At 68.3% G+C, this 17,312-nt stretch carries 16 protein-coding genes; 13 read left to right on the top strand and 3 right to left on the bottom strand.

Annotated features, from left to right (window positions below; translation table 11 throughout):
- The coding region (locus tag HUW62_RS20760; RefSeq protein ID WP_176435403.1) for a nitrous oxide reductase family maturation protein NosD at window positions 1–1,485 on the top strand (1,485 nt) is incomplete at its 5' end.
- A gap of 52 nt (window positions 1,486–1,537) precedes the next feature.
- On the opposite strand, the gene HUW62_RS20765 is transcribed toward HUW62_RS20760, so the two are convergent.
- Entirely contained in the window at window positions 1,538–2,731 is a 1,194-nt protein-coding gene (locus tag HUW62_RS20765) for an aspartate kinase (protein ID WP_163862654.1), read from the bottom strand.
- A gap of 228 nt (window positions 2,732–2,959) precedes the next feature.
- On the opposite strand from HUW62_RS20765, the gene HUW62_RS20770 reads away from it, so the two are divergent.
- The 7 genes from HUW62_RS20770 (at window position 2,960) to HUW62_RS20800 (ending at window position 10,680) form a co-directional block, all read left to right on the top strand.
- On the top strand, window positions 2,960–3,682 hold the full coding sequence (locus HUW62_RS20770; protein WP_163862809.1) for an ABC transporter ATP-binding protein: 723 nt from the start codon (window positions 2,960–2,962) through the stop codon (window positions 3,680–3,682).
- A gap of 40 nt (window positions 3,683–3,722) precedes the next feature.
- Window positions 3,723–4,526 carry an ABC transporter permease gene (locus HUW62_RS20775; protein WP_176435404.1) on the top strand — a complete coding sequence of 268 codons (804 nt, stop codon included), beginning with the start codon at window positions 3,723–3,725 and terminating at the stop codon, window positions 4,524–4,526.
- Window positions 4,527–4,562: 36 nt separating this feature from the next.
- Window positions 4,563–6,122: a GldG family protein gene (locus tag HUW62_RS20780; protein WP_163862649.1), complete on the top strand. Its 1,560-nt coding sequence runs from the start codon at window positions 4,563–4,565 to the stop codon at window positions 6,120–6,122.
- A gap of 173 nt (window positions 6,123–6,295) precedes the next feature.
- The gene (locus HUW62_RS20785; protein WP_368670448.1) at window positions 6,296–7,624 is read left to right on the top strand and encodes a DUF4340 domain-containing protein; all 1,329 of its coding nucleotides are present in this window, start codon (window positions 6,296–6,298) and stop codon (window positions 7,622–7,624) included.
- A 216-nt stretch (window positions 7,625–7,840) separates the two neighbouring features.
- Window positions 7,841–8,917 (top strand): 4-hydroxyphenylpyruvate dioxygenase, encoded by a 1,077-nt coding sequence (hppD, locus tag HUW62_RS20790; protein ID WP_163862642.1) that lies wholly within the window; start codon window positions 7,841–7,843, stop codon window positions 8,915–8,917.
- 30 nt (window positions 8,918–8,947) lie between these two features.
- Complete coding sequence (hmgA, locus tag HUW62_RS20795) at window positions 8,948–10,285, top strand: homogentisate 1,2-dioxygenase (protein WP_163862639.1); 1,338 nt, start codon at window positions 8,948–8,950, stop codon at window positions 10,283–10,285.
- Window positions 10,282–10,680, top strand: a complete 399-nt coding sequence (locus tag HUW62_RS20800; RefSeq protein WP_163862634.1) for a Rieske (2Fe-2S) protein — start codon at window positions 10,282–10,284, stop codon at window positions 10,678–10,680. The genes hmgA and HUW62_RS20800 overlap by 4 nt, the downstream gene beginning before the upstream one ends.
- Here the strand turns inward: HUW62_RS20800 and HUW62_RS20805 are convergent.
- Window positions 10,659–11,363, bottom strand: a complete 705-nt coding sequence (locus HUW62_RS20805) for a metallophosphoesterase (RefSeq protein WP_163862631.1) — start codon at window positions 11,361–11,363, stop codon at window positions 10,659–10,661. The genes HUW62_RS20800 and HUW62_RS20805 overlap by 22 nt on opposite strands.
- Window positions 11,347–12,171, bottom strand: a complete 825-nt coding sequence (locus HUW62_RS20810; protein WP_176435411.1) for a nucleotidyltransferase — start codon at window positions 12,169–12,171, stop codon at window positions 11,347–11,349. Before HUW62_RS20810 ends, HUW62_RS20805 begins: the two co-directional genes overlap by 17 nt.
- A 241-nt stretch (window positions 12,172–12,412) precedes the next feature.
- On the opposite strand from HUW62_RS20810, the gene HUW62_RS20815 reads away from it, so the two are divergent.
- The 5 genes from HUW62_RS20815 to HUW62_RS20835 are packed head-to-tail and all read left to right on the top strand — an operon-like array spanning window position 12,413 to window position 17,297.
- Complete coding sequence (locus HUW62_RS20815) at window positions 12,413–13,387, top strand: hypothetical protein (RefSeq protein WP_163862625.1); 975 nt, start codon at window positions 12,413–12,415, stop codon at window positions 13,385–13,387.
- A gap of 25 nt (window positions 13,388–13,412) precedes the next feature.
- Window positions 13,413–13,955, top strand: a complete 543-nt coding sequence (locus tag HUW62_RS20820) for an RNA polymerase sigma factor (protein ID WP_163862622.1) — start codon at window positions 13,413–13,415, stop codon at window positions 13,953–13,955.
- Window positions 13,952–14,716 (top strand): ACP synthase, encoded by a 765-nt coding sequence (locus HUW62_RS20825; protein ID WP_163862619.1) that lies wholly within the window; start codon window positions 13,952–13,954, stop codon window positions 14,714–14,716. Before HUW62_RS20820 ends, HUW62_RS20825 begins: the two co-directional genes overlap by 4 nt.
- Complete coding sequence (locus HUW62_RS20830; protein ID WP_163862616.1) at window positions 14,713–16,311, top strand: caspase family protein; 1,599 nt, start codon at window positions 14,713–14,715, stop codon at window positions 16,309–16,311. The genes HUW62_RS20825 and HUW62_RS20830 overlap by 4 nt, the downstream gene beginning before the upstream one ends.
- Before the next feature lie 11 nt (window positions 16,312–16,322).
- Complete coding sequence (locus HUW62_RS20835; protein WP_240356114.1) at window positions 16,323–17,297, top strand: hypothetical protein; 975 nt, start codon at window positions 16,323–16,325, stop codon at window positions 17,295–17,297.
- The last annotated feature ends 15 nt before the right edge of the window (window positions 17,298–17,312 follow it).

The raw sequence follows: 17,312 nt of genomic DNA on the forward strand, positions 1-17,312 counted from the left end.
ACCCAGCCCTCACCCGAGCCGACGTCGCCTCCCGTGACGGAGGTCCCGACGCCCACGCCCACTCCAGGGCCCTCGCCCACCGAGGAGCCGGCGCCGCCCCAGTATTCGCGCGAGTGGTACGTCAGCCCGTCGGGCAATGACACCGCCGCGGGCACGCAGGCCAGGCCGCTTCGCACCATCGCCAAGGCGCTCACCCTGGTGGGGCCCGGTGAAATCATCCGCGTCCAGCAGGGCACCTATGCGGAGAAGCTGGTGCTCGACTCCAACGTCCGCGCCGGCACCGCCAGCGCTCCCATCACCCTGCGCGGCGAGGGTATGCCCAAGCTCGTGCCCACCTCCGCCGGTTGGTACATGGTCCTGGTGCAGCGCCCGAACTGGCGCATCGAGGGCTTCGAGTTCGACGTGAAGGGCGCGCGGCAGATCGCCGTCACCTTCGCTGGAGACACCCAAGGCACGGTGCTGGCCAACAATGAGCTGCACCATGGCTCCTTCGGCAGCGGCATCAGCACCGATGCCAGCGCGCGCGGCGTCACCATCGAGAACAACCACATCCACCACTTCGCCCGGGGGGCCGACGACTCGCACGGCGTCGTCATCGCGCCCACGTCGAAGAACATCACCGTGCGCGGCAACGACATCCACGACAACTCGGGTGACTCCGTGCAGTGCCTCGGGCCCGAGGGCTTCAGCAATGACGCTCCCGCGAGCGGGGTCCTCATCGAGGACAACGACATGTACGACAACCGTGAGAATGCCGTGGACCTCAAGACGTGCCACGACGTCACGGTGCGCGGCAACCGCATGCACGGCTTCACCAAGTCGACCACGTCACGGGGCGAGGCGGTGGTGGTGCACTACTCCGCGAAGAACATCATCCTGGAGGACAACGACATCTCCGACGCCGCGCTGGGCATCGCCGTGGGCGGAAACCGGGTGGGTGCTCCGCCGACCAACGTCTCCGTGCGGCGCAATCGCATCCACTCGCTGAAGATGCCCGAGGGCTCCGCCATCCGAATCGAGAACGGCGTCGACGTGCGCGTGCTGCACAACACCGTCACCGGGACGAAGGGCTTCGCGCTGGTGCTCGGACACGGCACCGGCGGCGACTCCACCAACGTGGCGGTGCGCAACAACCTCTTCGTCACGCGCAACGCCGTCAACCTGGGGCCCTACACCTCCGGGCTGGACATGTCCGCCAATGTCTACCAGCCGGGCGCGAACTTCACGACGGGCAACTTCTTCATCCCCGAGGACTCCTGGGTGGGTGAGCTGCTCGCGGCCTGGAAGCAGCAAGGCCAGGACACGAGCTCGGACGAGTCCGACACCGCGCTGGTGGACACGAACGACTTCATGCCAGGCGCTGGAGCGGTGGACCGGGGCATGGACCTGGGCCTGCCCTTCTGCGGCTCCGCGCCCGATGTCGGCGCGGTGGAGTCCGACTGCGCGGCGGGTGCGCAAACCGCCACCGCCACGCTCACCGAGTAGCAAGAAGGTACGGGGGACCTCCTGGCGACAAGCCTGGAGGTCCTCACGCGCTTCACCCTCCGAGCAGCTCGCGGTGCAGCCTCGCCGTCAGCGGCTTGAGGTGGGGCTTGTCCACGAGCAGCGTGAGCTGGAGTGGCGACGTGTGGGCCGCATGCACCTTCGCGCCCAGCTCCTCCGCCACCGCCAGGGCCTGACGCAGCGGCGCCCAGTCCGCGTTGAGCCCCACGCCCACGCAGGTGACGGTGCCCTGCTCCTCGCGCCACGACACCGCGCCGTCGAAGCGCGTGGCCAGCTCCTTGCGCAGCGCCTCAGGGCCGTGGATGTCCGCCAGCGGGACGAGGAGATACGCGTGGCCGGCGCCGCCCCGCAGCCCGTCGAAGCCCAGGGAGCGGCCTCGCACGCCTCGGGCATCGAGGAACTCCAACAGCTCCGGCAGAGGCACCTGCTCGCTCACCGCCAGCACCGCCAGCTCCGCGTCCGCGGTGACGCCCTTCACCCGGTGGTCCGACGGCGCCGTCAGCTCGCGCACCTCCGTGCCGTTGCCCGGCGCATGCGCCGTGCGCGCGAGGATGGCGATGCCTCGCGACTTCGCCCATTCCACCGCCTGCGCGTTGAGCACCTTGGCGCCCGCGCTCGCCAGCTCCTGCATCTCGTCGTAGCTGAGCGACTCCAGCTTGCGCGCGTCCGGCACCACGCGCGGGTCCGCGCTGAAGATGCCGTCCACGTCGGAGTAGATTTCACACGCCTCCGCCTCCAACGCCGCGGCCAGCGCCACCGCAGTGGTGTCCGAGCCTCCACGCCCCAGCGTCGTCACTTCCTTCTTGTACGAGACGCCCTGGTAGCCGGCGACGATGACCACCTTGCCGCGCGCCAGCTCGTCATGGATGCGATAGGGCCGCACCTCGACGATGCGCGCCTGCGCGTGCGCGTCGTTCGTAATGATGCCGCTCTGGCTGCCGGTGAAGCTGATGGCCGGCACCTCCATCTCCTGGAGCGCCATGGAGAGCAGCGCCATGGAGATGCGCTCACCGCACGTCAGCAGCATGTCCAGCTCGCGTCGCGCGGGGTCCGGGGACACCTGCTTGGCCAGGGCGAGCAGTTCGTCCGTGGTGTCGCCCATGGCACTCACCACCACCACCACCTGGTACCCGGCGTCGCGCTTGTCCTTCACCCGCCGCGCCACCTTGCGAATCTTCTCCACGTCGGCCACCGACGAGCCGCCGTACTTCTGGACCACGATAGGCATGAGCGTCTCACTACCCCTGTTAGGCGTGTCCGGGGAACCACACCGAAGCGCAGTCTTGCAGGAGCCCGGCCAGCGCGGGGAAGCACCCGAGCCGAGCACCGGGCGTCGCCTTGACACCCCAGGATCGACCCCTATAGTCGGCGGCGGTCTGCCCGGGCCGTCCGAGAAACACCTCCACGGCCGGCGGCCCAGGGTCGAGCGCGTCTCTCCTGGAGCCTGCCCATGGCGATGATCGAGGTACAGCACCTCACCAAGCGGTATCGCGACCGCGTGGCCATCGACGACCTCACCTTCAGCGTCGAAGAGGGCGAAATCCTCGGCTTCCTCGGGCCCAACGGCGCGGGCAAGTCCACGACGATGAAGATTCTCACCGGCTTCCTCCCGCCATCGGAAGGAGTCGCCCGCGTGGGAGGCTTCGACGTCTTCACCCATCCGCTGGAGGTGAAGCGCCGCATCGGCTACCTGCCGGAGACGCCGCCCCTCTACCCGGATATGACGGTGCACGGGTACCTGAAGTTCGTCGCGGCGCTCAAGCGCCTGCCCTCCCGAGAGCTCAAGGGCGAAGTCGAGCGGGTGGCCAGCCTCACCGGCGTCACGCACGTGCTCGGCCGCCTCATCCAGAACCTGTCCAAGGGCTACAAGCAGCGCGTCGGCATCGCCCAGGCGCTGCTCGGCTCGCCCCAGGTCCTCATCCTCGACGAGCCGACGGAGGGATTGGACCCGGCGCAGCGCGCGGAGGTGCGCGCGCTCATCAAGGGCCTCGCGGGCAAGCACACCGTCATCCTCTCCACGCACATCCTCCCGGAAGTGACGATGACGTGCGAGAAGGTCCTCATCCTCAATCAGGGGCGCATCGTCGCCTACGATGACCTCCGCAAGCTGGCGGGCTCCCAGGGCACCTCGGAGAGCGCGTCGCTGGAAGAGGTCTTCATCAAGCTGACCGCCGCCTGAGCGCGGCGCCCGTCCCCTTCTTCAAGGAACCCCCCGGTCCATGCGCATCGCCCTGGCCATCGCTCGCAAGGAACTGTCCCTCTTCTTCACCACCCCGTGGGCCTATGGCGTCTTCACCGCGATGGTGGCGCTGTCGTCCTTCTTCTTCGTGAACCTGCTGGCGACGTTCCAGCAGGTGCAGGAGCAGGCTCGCGAAGTCACGTGGGCGATGATGCCGCCGGACATGACCGCCTACCGCAACCTCACCGACGGGGTGATGGTGCAGCTGTGGGGCATGGTCATCGTCATCACCCTCTTCGTCGCGCCCTTCCTCTCCATGCGGCTGTTCGCGGAGGAGAAGCGCAACAAGACGTTCGAGCTGCTGATGACCGCGCCCGTGCGCCCCATCGAAATCGTCCTGGGCAAGTACCTGGGCGGACTGGGCATCATCTCCACGACGCTGGGCCTCACGCTCGTCTTCCCGCTGGTGCTCTCATCATTCGGGCAGGCGGAGTCCGGCACCGCGCTGGAGTGGTCCACCGTGCTGCTGGGCTACGGCGGCGTCCTGCTGTGGGGCGCCACGTGCATGGCGGTGGGCATGTTCATCTCCGCGCTGACGGAGAGCCAGATGCTGGCGGCCTTCCTCACCTTCGCGGTGCTGCTGCCGTGGATGATGCTGTCCGGCGTGGCGCAGGCCACCGAGGAGCCGCTGCGCTCGGTGCTGACGTATCTGTCCTTCGACGCGCAGCTCCAGAACCTGCTCAAGGGCATCCTGGATGTGCAGACGTTCGTGTTCTTCGCCTCCGTCATCGTCTTCTCGCTGCTGCTCACCCACCGCACCGTGGAAGCGCGGCGCTGGGCCTGACAGGGCCCGCGCTCACGCGAAAGGGAATCTCCGCACATGAACGCGACCCTCCTCGGTCGGTACCTGGGCGCCTTCGGGCTCCTGTTGCTGCTGTCGAGCCCCTTCACCCTCTTCATCACCTCCGGCAGCCCCATCGCCACGGGTGTGAAGGCGGGCCTGGGCCTCGTGCTCATCGCCGTGTATCTGGCGACGAACCTGAAGCACTTCGGCAAGCTCGCCTCGCACAGGTCCAGCTTCTTCTTCCTGCGCACGGGCGTCACCGTGCTCGCCGTCCTCGTCGGACTGGTGGCGCTCAACTACGCCGCGTTCCAGAAGAGCCTTCGCTGGGATTTGACGAACGCGCGCATCCACACGCTCGCGCCACAGACGCTCGCCACGCTGGAGGCCCTGCCAGAGAAGGTCCTCGCCATCGGCTTCGTGCCCCCGACTCACGAGTCCTATGGACTGTTGGACACGTTGTTCCAGCGCTACCGCGCGCAGGCCCCGGAGCGCTTTGAGTTCACCTTCAAGGACGCTCGCCGCAGCCCGGACCTGGTCGCGAAGTACCAGCTCAAGGAAGACCAGGCGAGCGTGGTGCTGGTGCGCGGAGAGGCTCACACGACGCTCCAGGCCGTGTCCGAGCAGGACCTGACGAATGCGCTCATCAAGCTGAACGCGGTGGGCACCCAGCGGGTGTACTTCGTCACCGGTCACGGTGAGTGGCCGCTGGCCAAGGACGAGGCGGCTCCGAACGACCCCGGCGCCACCATGTCCGAGCTGCGCAGGCAGTTGCTCCAGGAGGGTTATGGCGCGGAGGCCATGTACCTGGCGGGCGCGACGGACGTGCCCCGGGACGCCTCGCTGGTCATCATCGCGGGGGCTCGCGTGCGCTTCACCGCGCCGGAGGTGGAGGTGCTGCGCAAGTACCTCGCGGGCGGAGGCAGGCTGCTCTACTTCACCGACGCGGGGCTGGAGGATGGCCTGGGCTCGCTGCTGGCCGAGTACGGCATCCAGTTGGACGAGGGCATCGCCGCGGACGCGCAGTTCAACAGCGGCAACCCCTATGTCGTGCTCTCACGGTTCTACAGCAACCACGCGATGGTGCTCCCGCTGCGTCAGCGCGGGCTGAACGTGGAGCTGCCCACGCCGCGCAGCCTCACCCTGCTGCGCGAGGGACTCGCGGACGGCGTGCGGGTGGAGCCCGTGGTGCACACCTCGCAGTACGGCTGGGTGGAGACGAAGCCCGAGGAGAACGCCGTTCCTTCCGACGGAGAGAAGACGGGTCAGCTCACGCTGGTGGCCGCAATCATTCGCGACACGAAGGACGCGCCGGACAAGCGCTTCGACGAGGCGCGGCTCGTGGTGATGGGCGACTCCGAGCTGCTGTTGGACCCGAACTGGGGCCATGAGCCCAACCGCAACCTGGTGATGAACGCGCTGGGCTGGGCGTCCAACCAGGTGACCAAGGTCACCCTGCGCCCTCCGGACCGCGAAGTGTCGACGCTGGAGCTGGACGCGGACGACATGGACCACATCCGCTTCATCTCCACGGACCTGCTCCCCCTCTCGATGATGGGACTGGGACTGGCCATCTGGCTGACGCGGCGGAACAAGTGAGCGCCACGGGCAAGAGATTGGTGGCGGCGGTCCTCGCGCTGGGTGCGGGCGGGCTGGCCTTGTCCGCGTGCTCCGAGGGTTCTTCGCGGAAAGCGACCGAGCCTCCGGCGGTGGCAGCGCCACTGTTCGCTCCGCCGTCGAGCGGGACGCAGGGCACAAAGGCCGCAGCACCCGTGTTCACTCACATCACCGTGCGCGCGCAAGGAGACACCACGGAGCTAGCACGCGAGCCGGATGGAACGTGGCGCATCGTCGCTCCGGTGAAGGCCCGCGCGGAGGCCGCCGCCGTGGAGGCACTGCTGGAGACGCTGGGGAGCACGGCGTCGAGCCCGCTCGTGAAGGACGCCCCCACCGACGCGGACCTGGAGAAGTACGGCCTCAAGTCGCCCGTCTTCAGCGTGACGGCACATGCCTTCCTGCCGGATGCGAGCGGCGGAGGTGAAGACGTCCCCAGCCGTCAGCACACGGTGACGCTGCACGGTGGCGTCGAGAACATGTTCGATGGCTCCGTGTATGTGCGCCGGGATGGAGACGCGAAGGTCTATGCGGCCCAGGGCTCGGTGCGCTGGAGCCTGGACAAGGACACGTTCGCGCTGCGCTCGAAGGAGCTGCTCGGCGACCTGGAGGCGAACGAGCTGACGCTCATCGAGGTGCGGGCCAAGGAACGGGGCTACGTGCTGGAGCACGAGGCGGGCACGACGAAGTGGCGCCTGACGAAGCCCCTGCCTGAGCGCGCGGACGAGGCTCGGGTGACGTCATTGTTGAAAAATCTGAAGGAGCACCGGGCGCTCTCCTTCCCCACGGACTCCCCACAGACGCGGAAGAAGTGGGGCCTGGAGTCGCCGCTCATCGATGCTCGCTTCACGCCACGCTCGGGCGAGCCCGTCCGCATCCGGCTGGCCCAGGTGATGGAAGACGGTGCGCCTCGCGTCCATGCACTGCGGGAGCAGGGCTCCGACGCGGTGCTGGGCGAGGTGCCCGAGAGCGCGCTCGCGGCGCTCGACGTGGACGTCCTGGAGCTGAAGGACAAGCACGTGCTGAACTTCCGCCGCGAGGACGTGCGACGCGTGGTGTTCCATCCTGGCAACGGCGTGGCGCCCATCACCCTGGTCAACACGGCCGGAACGGATGGCGGCTCGGAGTCGTGGCAGGTGGAGTCGCCCAAGCAGGGCAAGGCCCAGCATTTCCGCGTGGTCTCCCTGCTGCGCGTGCTGGGCACGTTGAAGGCCTCGAGCTTCGGCGAAGCCCGGCCCAAGAACTGGGCGAAGTACGGCATTGGCGATGCCTCGCGCGGCGCGGTGCTGTTGGGCGCGGAGGGTCGCGAGCTGGCGAGGCTGTGGCTGGGTGGCGATGTCCCGGACGAGTCGGGCCTGAGCTACGCGCGCGGCTCCGGGCCCGAGGTGATGGAGGTCTCCGTCGAAGGACTCGCGCTCCCCATGCGGGCCGAGGACCTGATGGAGGGCACTCTGGCTCCGGCGCCCACCGAAGCACGCGGTCCGTGAGGCTGAACCCGCCCTTGTAGTGACAATCCACTACGTCCTGAAGGTAACGCGGCGCGGTGCCCGCTTTGACGCGCGACCCGTGCGCATTCGCGCGGGCCTTCCCTCGGGAGATTGTGCGACGGGCTGACATTCTCTGGCAGTGCTTTGTGCTTTCCTCCTTGGACCTCGCTCCCTAGCTTCCATGCACACCCCAAGACGTCTCGTGGAGGCAGTGTCATGGTGAGCACGGCGGAAAACCCTATTGGCCTGAATGGCTTCGAGTTCGTGGAGTTCACGAGCCCCGCTCCCGAGGCGATGGTGAAGCTGGTGGAGAAGCTGGGGTTCACCGCCTACTCCAAGCACCCGAGCAAGGACCTGGTGCGCTACAAGCAGGGCGACATCAACCTGCTCATCAGCCGTGAGGAGACGGGACAGGCCGCCGAGTTCCGCGCCGCCCACGGCCCGTCCGCCAACGCCATGGCCTTCCGCGTGGCCAATGCCCGCACCGCGTACGAGATGGCGCTGGAGCGCGGCGCCAAGCCGGCCGACCCCGCCGTCAGCTCCCTGGGCGAGGGCTTCTATGTCCTCCAGGGCATCGGTGGCAGCCTGCTGTATCTCATCGACCGGCACGGCCCCAGCGGCACCATCTACGACTCGTGGGTGCAGATTCCCGGCGCCGCCGAGGCCGAGGCCCGCAACAGCGTGGGCCTGGAGTCGCTGGACCACCTGACGCACAACGTGCGCCGGGGCGAGATGCGCACGTGGTCGTCCTTCTACAACCGCATCTTCGGCTTCACCGAGCAGAAGTACTTCGACATCAAGGGTCAGGCCACCGGCCTCTTCAGCCAGGCCATGATTGCCCCCGACCGCGCCATCCGGATTCCGCTCAACGAGAGCCAGGACGAGAAGTCGCAGATCGAGGAGTTCATCCGCCTGTACAAGGGCGAGGGCATCCAGCACCTGGCCCTGTCCACCCAGGACATCTACACCACCGTCGAGAAGCTGCGCGCTCGCGGCGTGGACCTCCAGGACACCATCGAGACGTACTACGACCTGGTCGACTCGCGCGTGCCCAACCACGGCGAGGACCTGGCGCGGATGAAGGCGAACCGCATCCTCATCGACGGCAATGAGCAGGAAGGCCTGCTGCTTCAGATCTTCACCGAGAACCTGTTCGGGCCCATCTTCTTCGAAATCATCCAGCGCAAGGGCAACGAGGGCTTCGGCAACGGCAACTTCCAGGCCCTGTTCGAGTCCATCGAGTTGGATCAGATCCGCCGCGGCGTCATCAAGGTCGACAAGACCCGGAAGTAGTCCTCGGCCCGACTTCGGAGGAGCGACACGGTGACTCTCGAGAATCGAACCGCTGTACCTCCGAAGAGCGGGCTGCGACAGGCGCCCGGCGACTACCTCTCCGGCTTTGGCAATGAGTTCGCCACGGAGGCAGTCCCAGGTGCCCTGCCCGTGGGCCGCAACTCACCGCAGCGCGCCCCGTTCGGGCTCTACGCGGAGCAGCTCTCCGGCACGGCCTTCACGGTGGCGCGCCGGGAGAACCGCCGCTCATGGTTGTACCGGCTGCGGCCGAGCGCGAACCACCCCGCGTACAAGGCCCATCCGCACGGCCTGCTGCGAAGCGGTCCGTTCGATGAGACGCCGCCCACGCCCAACCGGCTGCGCTGGAGTCCCCAGCCCATGCCGACGGTGCCCACGGACTTCGTCGAGGGACTCATCACCTACGCGGGCAACGGGGACCCGGGCACGGGGGCGGGAATCGCCATCCACCTGTACCACGCCAACCGGTCCATGACGGACAAGGTGTTCTACGACGCCGACGGCGAGCTGCTCATCGTTCCGCAGGCCGGGCGGCTCACGCTCGTGACGGAGCTGGGCGTGCTGGACTTGCGGCCCGGCGAGATGGGCGTGGTGCCCCGGGGCGTGCGCTTCCGCGCGGAGCTGCCCGAGGGGCCGGTGGCCGGCTACATCTGTGAGAACCACGGCGCCCTCTTCCGCCTGCCGGACCTGGGGCCCATCGGCTCCAACGGACTGGCGAACGCGCGCGACTTCCTGACGCCGGTGGCCGCCTTCGAGGACGTGGACCGCCCCACGCTCGTGATTCAAAAGTTCCAGGGGCGCCTGTGGGCGTCGCAGTTCGACCACTCGCCGCTCGACGTGGTGGCGTGGCACGGCAACCTGGCGCCGTACAAGTACGACTTGTCGCGGTTCAACACCATCAACACGGTGAGCTACGACCATCCGGACCCGTCCATCTTCACGGTGCTGACCTCGCCCAGTGAATCGCCGGGCACGGCCAACTGCGACTTCGTCATCTTCCCGCCCCGATGGATGGTGGCGGAGAACACGTTCCGGCCGCCGTGGTTCCACCGAAACGTGATGAGTGAGTTCATGGGGCTGGTGCAGGGTGTCTATGACGCGAAGGCTGGAGGATTTGCTCCGGGTGGCGCGTCCCTGCACAACTGCATGAGCGGCCATGGTCCGGACCGGGCGAGCTACGAGCAGGCCATCCGCGCGGACCTGAAGCCGCACAAAATCCAGGACACGCTCGCATTCATGTTCGAGTCCCGGTGGACCATCCGCCCCACGCGCTTCGCGATGGAGTCGGCGGCGATGCAACTGGACTACGACGACTGCTGGGCCGGGTTCGAGAAGGCCCGACTGCCTTGAGCCTGCCTCCGAGGCAGCGCGTCCTGACGACGCCCCCCGACGTCGAGCTCTGCCCGGTGGACTCGCTGGAGGACCCGGGCGCGCGCAACGTCGTGCTCCAGATTGGCGAGGCCTTCTTCCACGGCTTCCTCGTGCGCAGGGGCGCGGAGGTCCACGGCTACGTGGACAGGTGCCCGCATGCGGGGCTGCCGCTGGCGCGCGTGTTGGACAAGTACCTGACGCCGGACAAGCAGCTCATCGTCTGCTCGTGGCACGGCGCCCTGTTCCAGCCCGAGGACGGGAAGTGCGTCGGAGGCCCGTGCAAGGGCGCGACGCTGACGTCCTGGCCCGTGAAGGTGGAAGCGGGAATGGTCGTCACCGCCGAGTCCGACGCTCACACCTCCAGCAGCACGTAGCGCTGGTCGGGCGTGTTCTTCGCCAGCAGGGGCATGGCCACGTTGAAGACGGGGATGCCGTTCTTCGTCTTGCCCTGGAGCGCGCCGTGGTGCGCGTGCCCGTGGAACACCGCCTCCGCGCCGTAGTGGTCAATGGGCATCGCCAGGCGGCTCGTCCCCAGGAAGGGACGCAGCTCGATGTTCTCCCCCTCCAGCGTCTCCGGGATGGGGGCGTAGTGCATGATGACGACCTTCCTGGGCGTATCCAGGTGGCTGAGCGCCGCCTCCAGCTTCAGTGACTCCGTCACCGCCTCCTGCACGAAGCCCTTCGTCTGGGCCTCGCCGAAGGCCTGCAGCGTCGCGTTGCCGAAGCCGCCGCAGAAGCCCTTCACACCCGCCACGCCGAGCACCTTCTCGAAGATGAAGTGGTCCCCATCGAGAATGTGGACGCCCGCCTTCGCGAGCTCGACGCAGATGTCCTTCACCTGGCCGTGCTCGTAGTCGTGATTGCCGAGCACCGCCGCGCACGGCACGCGCAGCGCGGACAGCTCCTCGGCGAGCACCTTGCCCTCCTCGAGAAGGCCTCGGTCCGTGAGGTCGCCGCACAACACCAGCAGGTCCGCCGTGGCGTTCACCTGCTTGACGAGGTGTCGAAAGCGTCCGTGCTGGTCATCCCGGCAGTGCAGGTCACCGACCGCCGCCAATCGAATCTTCGAGCTCGGATCCCTCGCCACGCACGCCCCCCTCTTGTCGTTCGTTCTCGTCCCAGGCCCGCCCGTCCCCGAACCCCCAGTGGTGGATATCCACGTGGTAGTTCACCTTGGAGACGAGGTTGCCGCGACACAACTTCTCCTCCCAGCGCCCCTCGTGGACGCTGTCCAGCGTGCGGCGCATCAGCTCCGCCATCACCCAGTCCGGCACCACGTCCCGCTCGGACGGGTAGGCGAAGCGGAACATCATCAGGTGGCTGAGCAACACCTCCCAATACCGGTCGAAGCGGCGCATCAGCCGCTCCCAGTCCATCTCCCGGCCCGCCTTGAGGATGAGGTGGTTGACGTCCGCGCCGTCGTAGCGCTCGCGCTCGACGACGAACGCCTTGGACCAGATCATCTCCTCCGCGGGCGCCACCAGGCACTCGTGTCCGAAGATGGTGGCCGTCCTGGCGTATTGGAACCACTCGTCGTCGACCACCGCCACGCCGTTGCCGGACGAGAAGATGAAGTCGACGAAGTAGTCGCCCTTGAAGGCCTTGTAGAGCCACACCTCGTCGGTGCGCTCGGTGCGCCAGCCGTCCTTCTCCAGCACTTCGAGCGCCCGGAGCGCGTCCGCCTTTCGGGGGAACAGGTCCAGGTCCTTCGTGTCCCGGTAGATGCCGGTGAAGGTGGCGTACGCGTACGCGCCTCCCACCACGAAGGGCACCCCCGCGTCTCGCAACAACCCCACCGCCCGCGCGCGGGCGTTGATTTCATCCGGCGTGCGCTCGCGCTCCGCGAGGGACGCGTCAGTGCCCATCTCCCCGGGATGGTTGGGGTGTCGTTTTTCCATGGGCGAAAGGTAGGAACGGTTCATTTCCGTCGTCCGCCGGCCGGCTGAAGTCGCCCGAAGAGCGTCCTAGCGAGCTCCAACCCACTGGAATCCCAAGGCTTTCAAAGAGCGTGCAGGCGCGCTTTCTGTTTTTCGCCAGGGCTGTGTCCATAGGAGCGAACACGCTGCCGCACGGCCCGCCGGGGGCCATCCGAAAGGTAGAAGGACCATGCTGCGCAAGAGCCTGCTGTGTGCCTCCCTGTTGCTCGCTGGATGCGATCCTGACTCGAAGCAGGACGCTGATTCGTTCCGCCAGGGACTTCCGTCCAAGCAGATGGTGGAGGTCGCCTCGCCGGGTCCGGGCGGCCAGGGACTGGTCGCCGCGTACACCCAGGGCCAGACGGCGGAGTACTACTTCCTCACCGTGGCCGCCGCCGCGAGCATCAACGGCGGAACGCTGGCGGTGCTCAACCTGGTCGAGGAGATCGTCAAGTATCCGCCGTCCTCCATCCAGGGAGAGGTCGCGGTGTGGGGTCCTCACACGGACGCCCTGAGCCCCACCACCTGGAAGCTGACCGTCACGCGCACCGACGACGACACCTACTCGTGGGTGCTGGCGGCCAAGGCCAAGATCGAGCCTGACACGAACTTCAAGACGGTGCTGTCCGGCTCGCACACGGCGGCGGTCGACGAGAACGGCGAGCGCCGCTCCGGCTACGGCTCCGGCCAGTTCATCATCGACTGGGACAAGAGCAACGCCCTGCCTGGCAACGAGGACGAGACGGGCGTGGCGACGATGGAGATCCGCTACGCGCGCACGGCCCCCGGCACGGTGGCCTCGGTGGAGGCGGACTTCAAGGTGGATGCCGGCGGCGGAACCCTCGTGGATGCGAACTATCGCTTCAAGCAGGCGCCGGGCATGGGGGGCGAGCTGGACTACGTCGTGAAGCAGAACATCGACGTGGACCCCTCGCGTTCGCAGTTGGAGAAGCTGTCCATCAAGAGCCGCTGGGAGCGCACGGGGCTTGGTCGCTCGGACATCAAGCTGTCGGGCGGAGACCTCTTCGGCGAGGCCACCATCAACGAGTGCTGGGACAGCAACTTCCTCAGCGTCTACTACGCGGTGAGCTTCAACCCGGCCATCGGCTACGGGGCGGTGGGCGCCTGCGGGAGCTTCAACGCGGCGGTCTACTCCACGCTGTGAGCCCGCTCGCGCTAGTCTGCGGCGCGTGACAGGTCCCCGTCAGCCGGCCCTCAGGGTCATCCCAGGTGGTCCCCAGCCGGACCGGCGTGACTTCCTGCGCGACTTGTACACGCGGTATGGCGGCAGCGTGATGGGACGCTGCCGCTACTTGTTGAAGGACGCGACGAAGGCGGAGGACGCGATGCATGACGTGTTCGCCCGAGCCCTCACCCACGCGGACGACTTCCGCGCGGACGCCTCGCCGCTGACGTGGTTGATGAAGATCGCCACGCACCACTGTCTCAACCAGCTCCGCTCGGAGCGCGCGGGCTGGCGTCAGTGGTTCGAGCGGGACGCGGAGGCACGCTCCGAGGCCCACGGTGGCGCCGGAGAGCTGGAGACGCGCGACCTGGTGCGCCGGCTGCTAGCCCGGGTGGACGAGGAGACGCAAGCGGCGGTGGTCCACTACCACGTGGACGGGATGACATTGGAAGAGGTGGCCGCGTTGCTGGGGCGTTCCGTGCCCACGATTCGCAAGCGGCTGGAACGCTTCGCCGAGCTGGGTGGAGAGGAGCTGAAGGTCCGATGAGCGCGCACGAGTCTGAGTGGACACTGCGACGCCTGCACGCCGGTGAGCTGGCCGCACCCGAGGCCGCTCGCGCCAGCACCCACGCGTCGAGCTGCGACGCCTGTGGCGCCGTGCTGCGTGGCCTCGAGTCGAACCAGGCAGGCTTCGAGGCGGCGATTCCTTTCGAGCGCTTCGAGCTGGAAGTGCAGCGCGCGCTGGAGCGGCGGCGGGCGGCCCTGAAGCCCTCCCCCCGGCGCTGGGTGGCGACGACGGTGGCCCTGGCCGCGTCGGTGCTGCTGGTGGTGCTGGCCCGACCGCTCTTGAACCAGGGTCCAGGTTGGGATCGGAGCAAGGGCAGCGCGGACGTGGCGGAGCTGCGCATCGGCGGGGGCTCCGGGCCCCAGCGCGAGGTGAAGCCGGATTCCATCGAAGCGCTGGAGCCGGGCGAGCGGGTGATGCTGGGCTACAAGTCGGGCACGCACCGGTACGTGGCCGCGGTGTCCGTGGATGCCATCGGCGAGGTGACGGCGCTGCATCCGGAGTCCGGCGCGAGCACGCCCGTGGAGCCAGGCGCGGACCTGCACTGGCTCGAGGGAAGCTGGGAGTTCACCGGCTCCGGGGCCGAGCGCGTGGTGCTGGTGCTCGGCGACGAGCCCTTCACGGTGGAGTCGCTGGTGGAGGCGACGCGGCGCGCCTTCGCGGCGGCGAACGGAGAAGTGGCGCAGATGTCCCCGCTCGACGTGCCGGGTGCGCAGACGCACTGGATGCTGTTCAAGCCATGAGGCTCCCCCTGCCCCCTTCCTGGCGCGCGCTGGCCGCCCTCTTCCTGCTCGTCGCGTCGGCAGCGCACGCGGACAGCCTGCGCCGCTTCGCGCTGGTGGCGGGCAACGACGAGGGCGGCGACGAGACGCGGCCCCTGCGCTTCGCCCAGGACGATGCGCGAAAGATGCACGGCCTGCTGACGCGTCTGGGCGGTGTCGCTCCCGGTGACGCGAAGCTCCTGCTCAACGAGTCCTCCAAGGACTTCCTCGCGGCGCTGACGGCGCTGGAGGCGCGGGCGAAGGAGGCTCAATCGCGAGGTGAGCGCACGGCGCTGCTCGTCTACTACTCCGGCCACGCGAAGGACGGCACGCTCCGCCTGGGCAACAGCCGGCTGGGCTTCGAGGACCTCAAGCAGCGGCTGTCGAATGCGCCCGCGGACATCCGCATCGCGATTCTCGACTCGTGCCGCTCCGGAGCGCTGACGCGCACCAAGGGCGCGCGACGGGCGCCCCGCTTCGAAATCGAGTCCGGCGCCGCGCGCGACGCACGGGGGCTGGTCATCCTCACCTCCAGTTCTGCGGACGAGGACTCTCAGGAGTCGGACGCGCTGAGCGGCAGCTACTTCTCCCACCACCTGGCCAGCGGCCTCTTGGGAGACGCGGACAGGAGCGGCGACGGACGGGTGACGTTGTTCGAGGCGTACTCGCATGCCTACGCCCGCACGGTGGCGGACACGGCGGCCAGCAGCGGAGGCGCGCAGCACCCGACGTTCAGCTACGACCTGGCGGGCAACGGGGACCTGGTGCTGACGGACCTGCGCGCGGGCGGTGACGGGCTCGTGGTGCCTGGCCTCGCGCCCGCGGGCACGTACTACTTCGTGGACCCCGCCGGCTTGGTGGTGGCGGAGCTGGACAAGCGGCCCGACGTGGAGCGCCGCGTGGCGCTCGCTCCGGGCACGTACCGCGTGAAGCGTCGTCTGTCGGACCGGCTGCGCATCGGCGAGGTGGAGGTCTCCCGGGGGCGGCAGGTGGTGCTGGAGGAGGCGCGGCTGCGAGACGCGCCGTTCTCCGACGACCCGGTGAAGGGCGCGGCGCCGGAGGGCGGTGCATGGTGGACGGTGGGCCTGTCCGGCGGCGTGCAGTCGTTCCTCGATGCGCCCACGCGCGACACGCTGTTTTTGTCCGTGGGGATGCTGGGTGCGGAGGCGCAGCTCCACGACTACTTCCGCCGCGACTGGGTGTGGGGCGTGGACGTGGCGGTGGGCGGGAAGCAGGCGGTGCTGACATTGCCCACGCTGTCGGGGCCCGCGTACCGGTACTCGGTGACGAGCCTGGGCACGACGCTCACCTCCGAGTGGCCCCAGGGGCGGGTGACTCCATTCGTCGGCGCGCGGATGGCGTATCAGGTGATGCGGCGCGACTTCGCGGACGCGGCCTACCCGGACCAGAAGTTCGCCATGTTCTCTCCGGGCGTGGTGGGGGGAGTGCGCTGGCAACTGCTGCGGAGCCTGCACCTGACGGGCAGGGGCCGTCTCCACTACCTCCTCTACACCGTGGACGAGCAGCGCTCCCTGGGCTTCTGGGAGCTGAGCGCGCTCGTCACGTACCAGCCATGAAGGAGCCTTCGATGCGACACCTGGCACCTGCCTGTCTCCTGTTGGCCCTGACCGCGTGCGGCGGCGACTTCTCCAATGACGACCTGGAGTTCCTCAACGCCCTGCCCCAGCGCGCGGACCTCTCGGTGACGACTCCGGGCGAGCGCATGGGCGGCGGCACCGGCCAGCGACTGGTGCGCCAGGGCAAGGTGGGAAGCCCCAGCGCCCTCATGGAGAAGCTGGGTGACGCGTCGACCCTCGTCGGAAACACCGATGAGACAGGGCGCGACATCAACGAGTCGATTGGCTCCCTGCTCGACTCCGTGGAGAACATCACCAAGCTGCCCCCCACGAAGCGGGAGCCGAACCGCAGGGTGTGGGGACCCGTCCTGGGCAAGAACGACATGCAGTTCGACACGCGCTTCGTGATGACCCGCGAAGGCGAGCGGTTCGACTACCAGACGCAGTACCGCCGGACCGGCGGGGGCGAGGGGGACTGGTGGAGCTTCCTCGAGGGCACCTTCCAGGCCGACGGGGGCGTCCGGAAGGGGACGGGGCGCCTCTATGTCGACTGGAAGCGCGCGCGCGAGGAGGAGTGGCTCTTCTCCGTCGACTTCCTGGACGGACAGGAGATCCGCTACCAGACGCAGCGGCTTCCGACGAAGGTGGAGCTGGAGTACTTCGGCCCCCTGCCGGACGTCTTCCCGGGGCGGTACATGTACCGCGAGGCGGAGGGAGACCTGGCGGAGATGACCTTCGAGATGCGGGGCACCGACTTCGTTCCGGGGGGACTGCCGGAGAACGTGGCGCTCGTCACCCGCTGGGCGCCGGACGGCCGGGGCACGGCCCTGCTGGAGATCCTCACGGGGGACATCGTCGGGGCGAAGTACACCGAGTGCTGGGACGCGCAGGGCCGGGTGACGTTCATCTCCCGGAGCTGGGACTTCCTCAATCCGACGGAGGGCGTGCGCGCCTCCTGCCCGGACATGTCGGCGCTGGACCGGTAACCGGGCAACCCTCCG

This window comes from Myxococcus sp. AM011 (assembly GCF_013372595.1).
GTDB classification, from domain to species: domain Bacteria; phylum Myxococcota; class Myxococcia; order Myxococcales; family Myxococcaceae; genus Myxococcus; species Myxococcus eversor.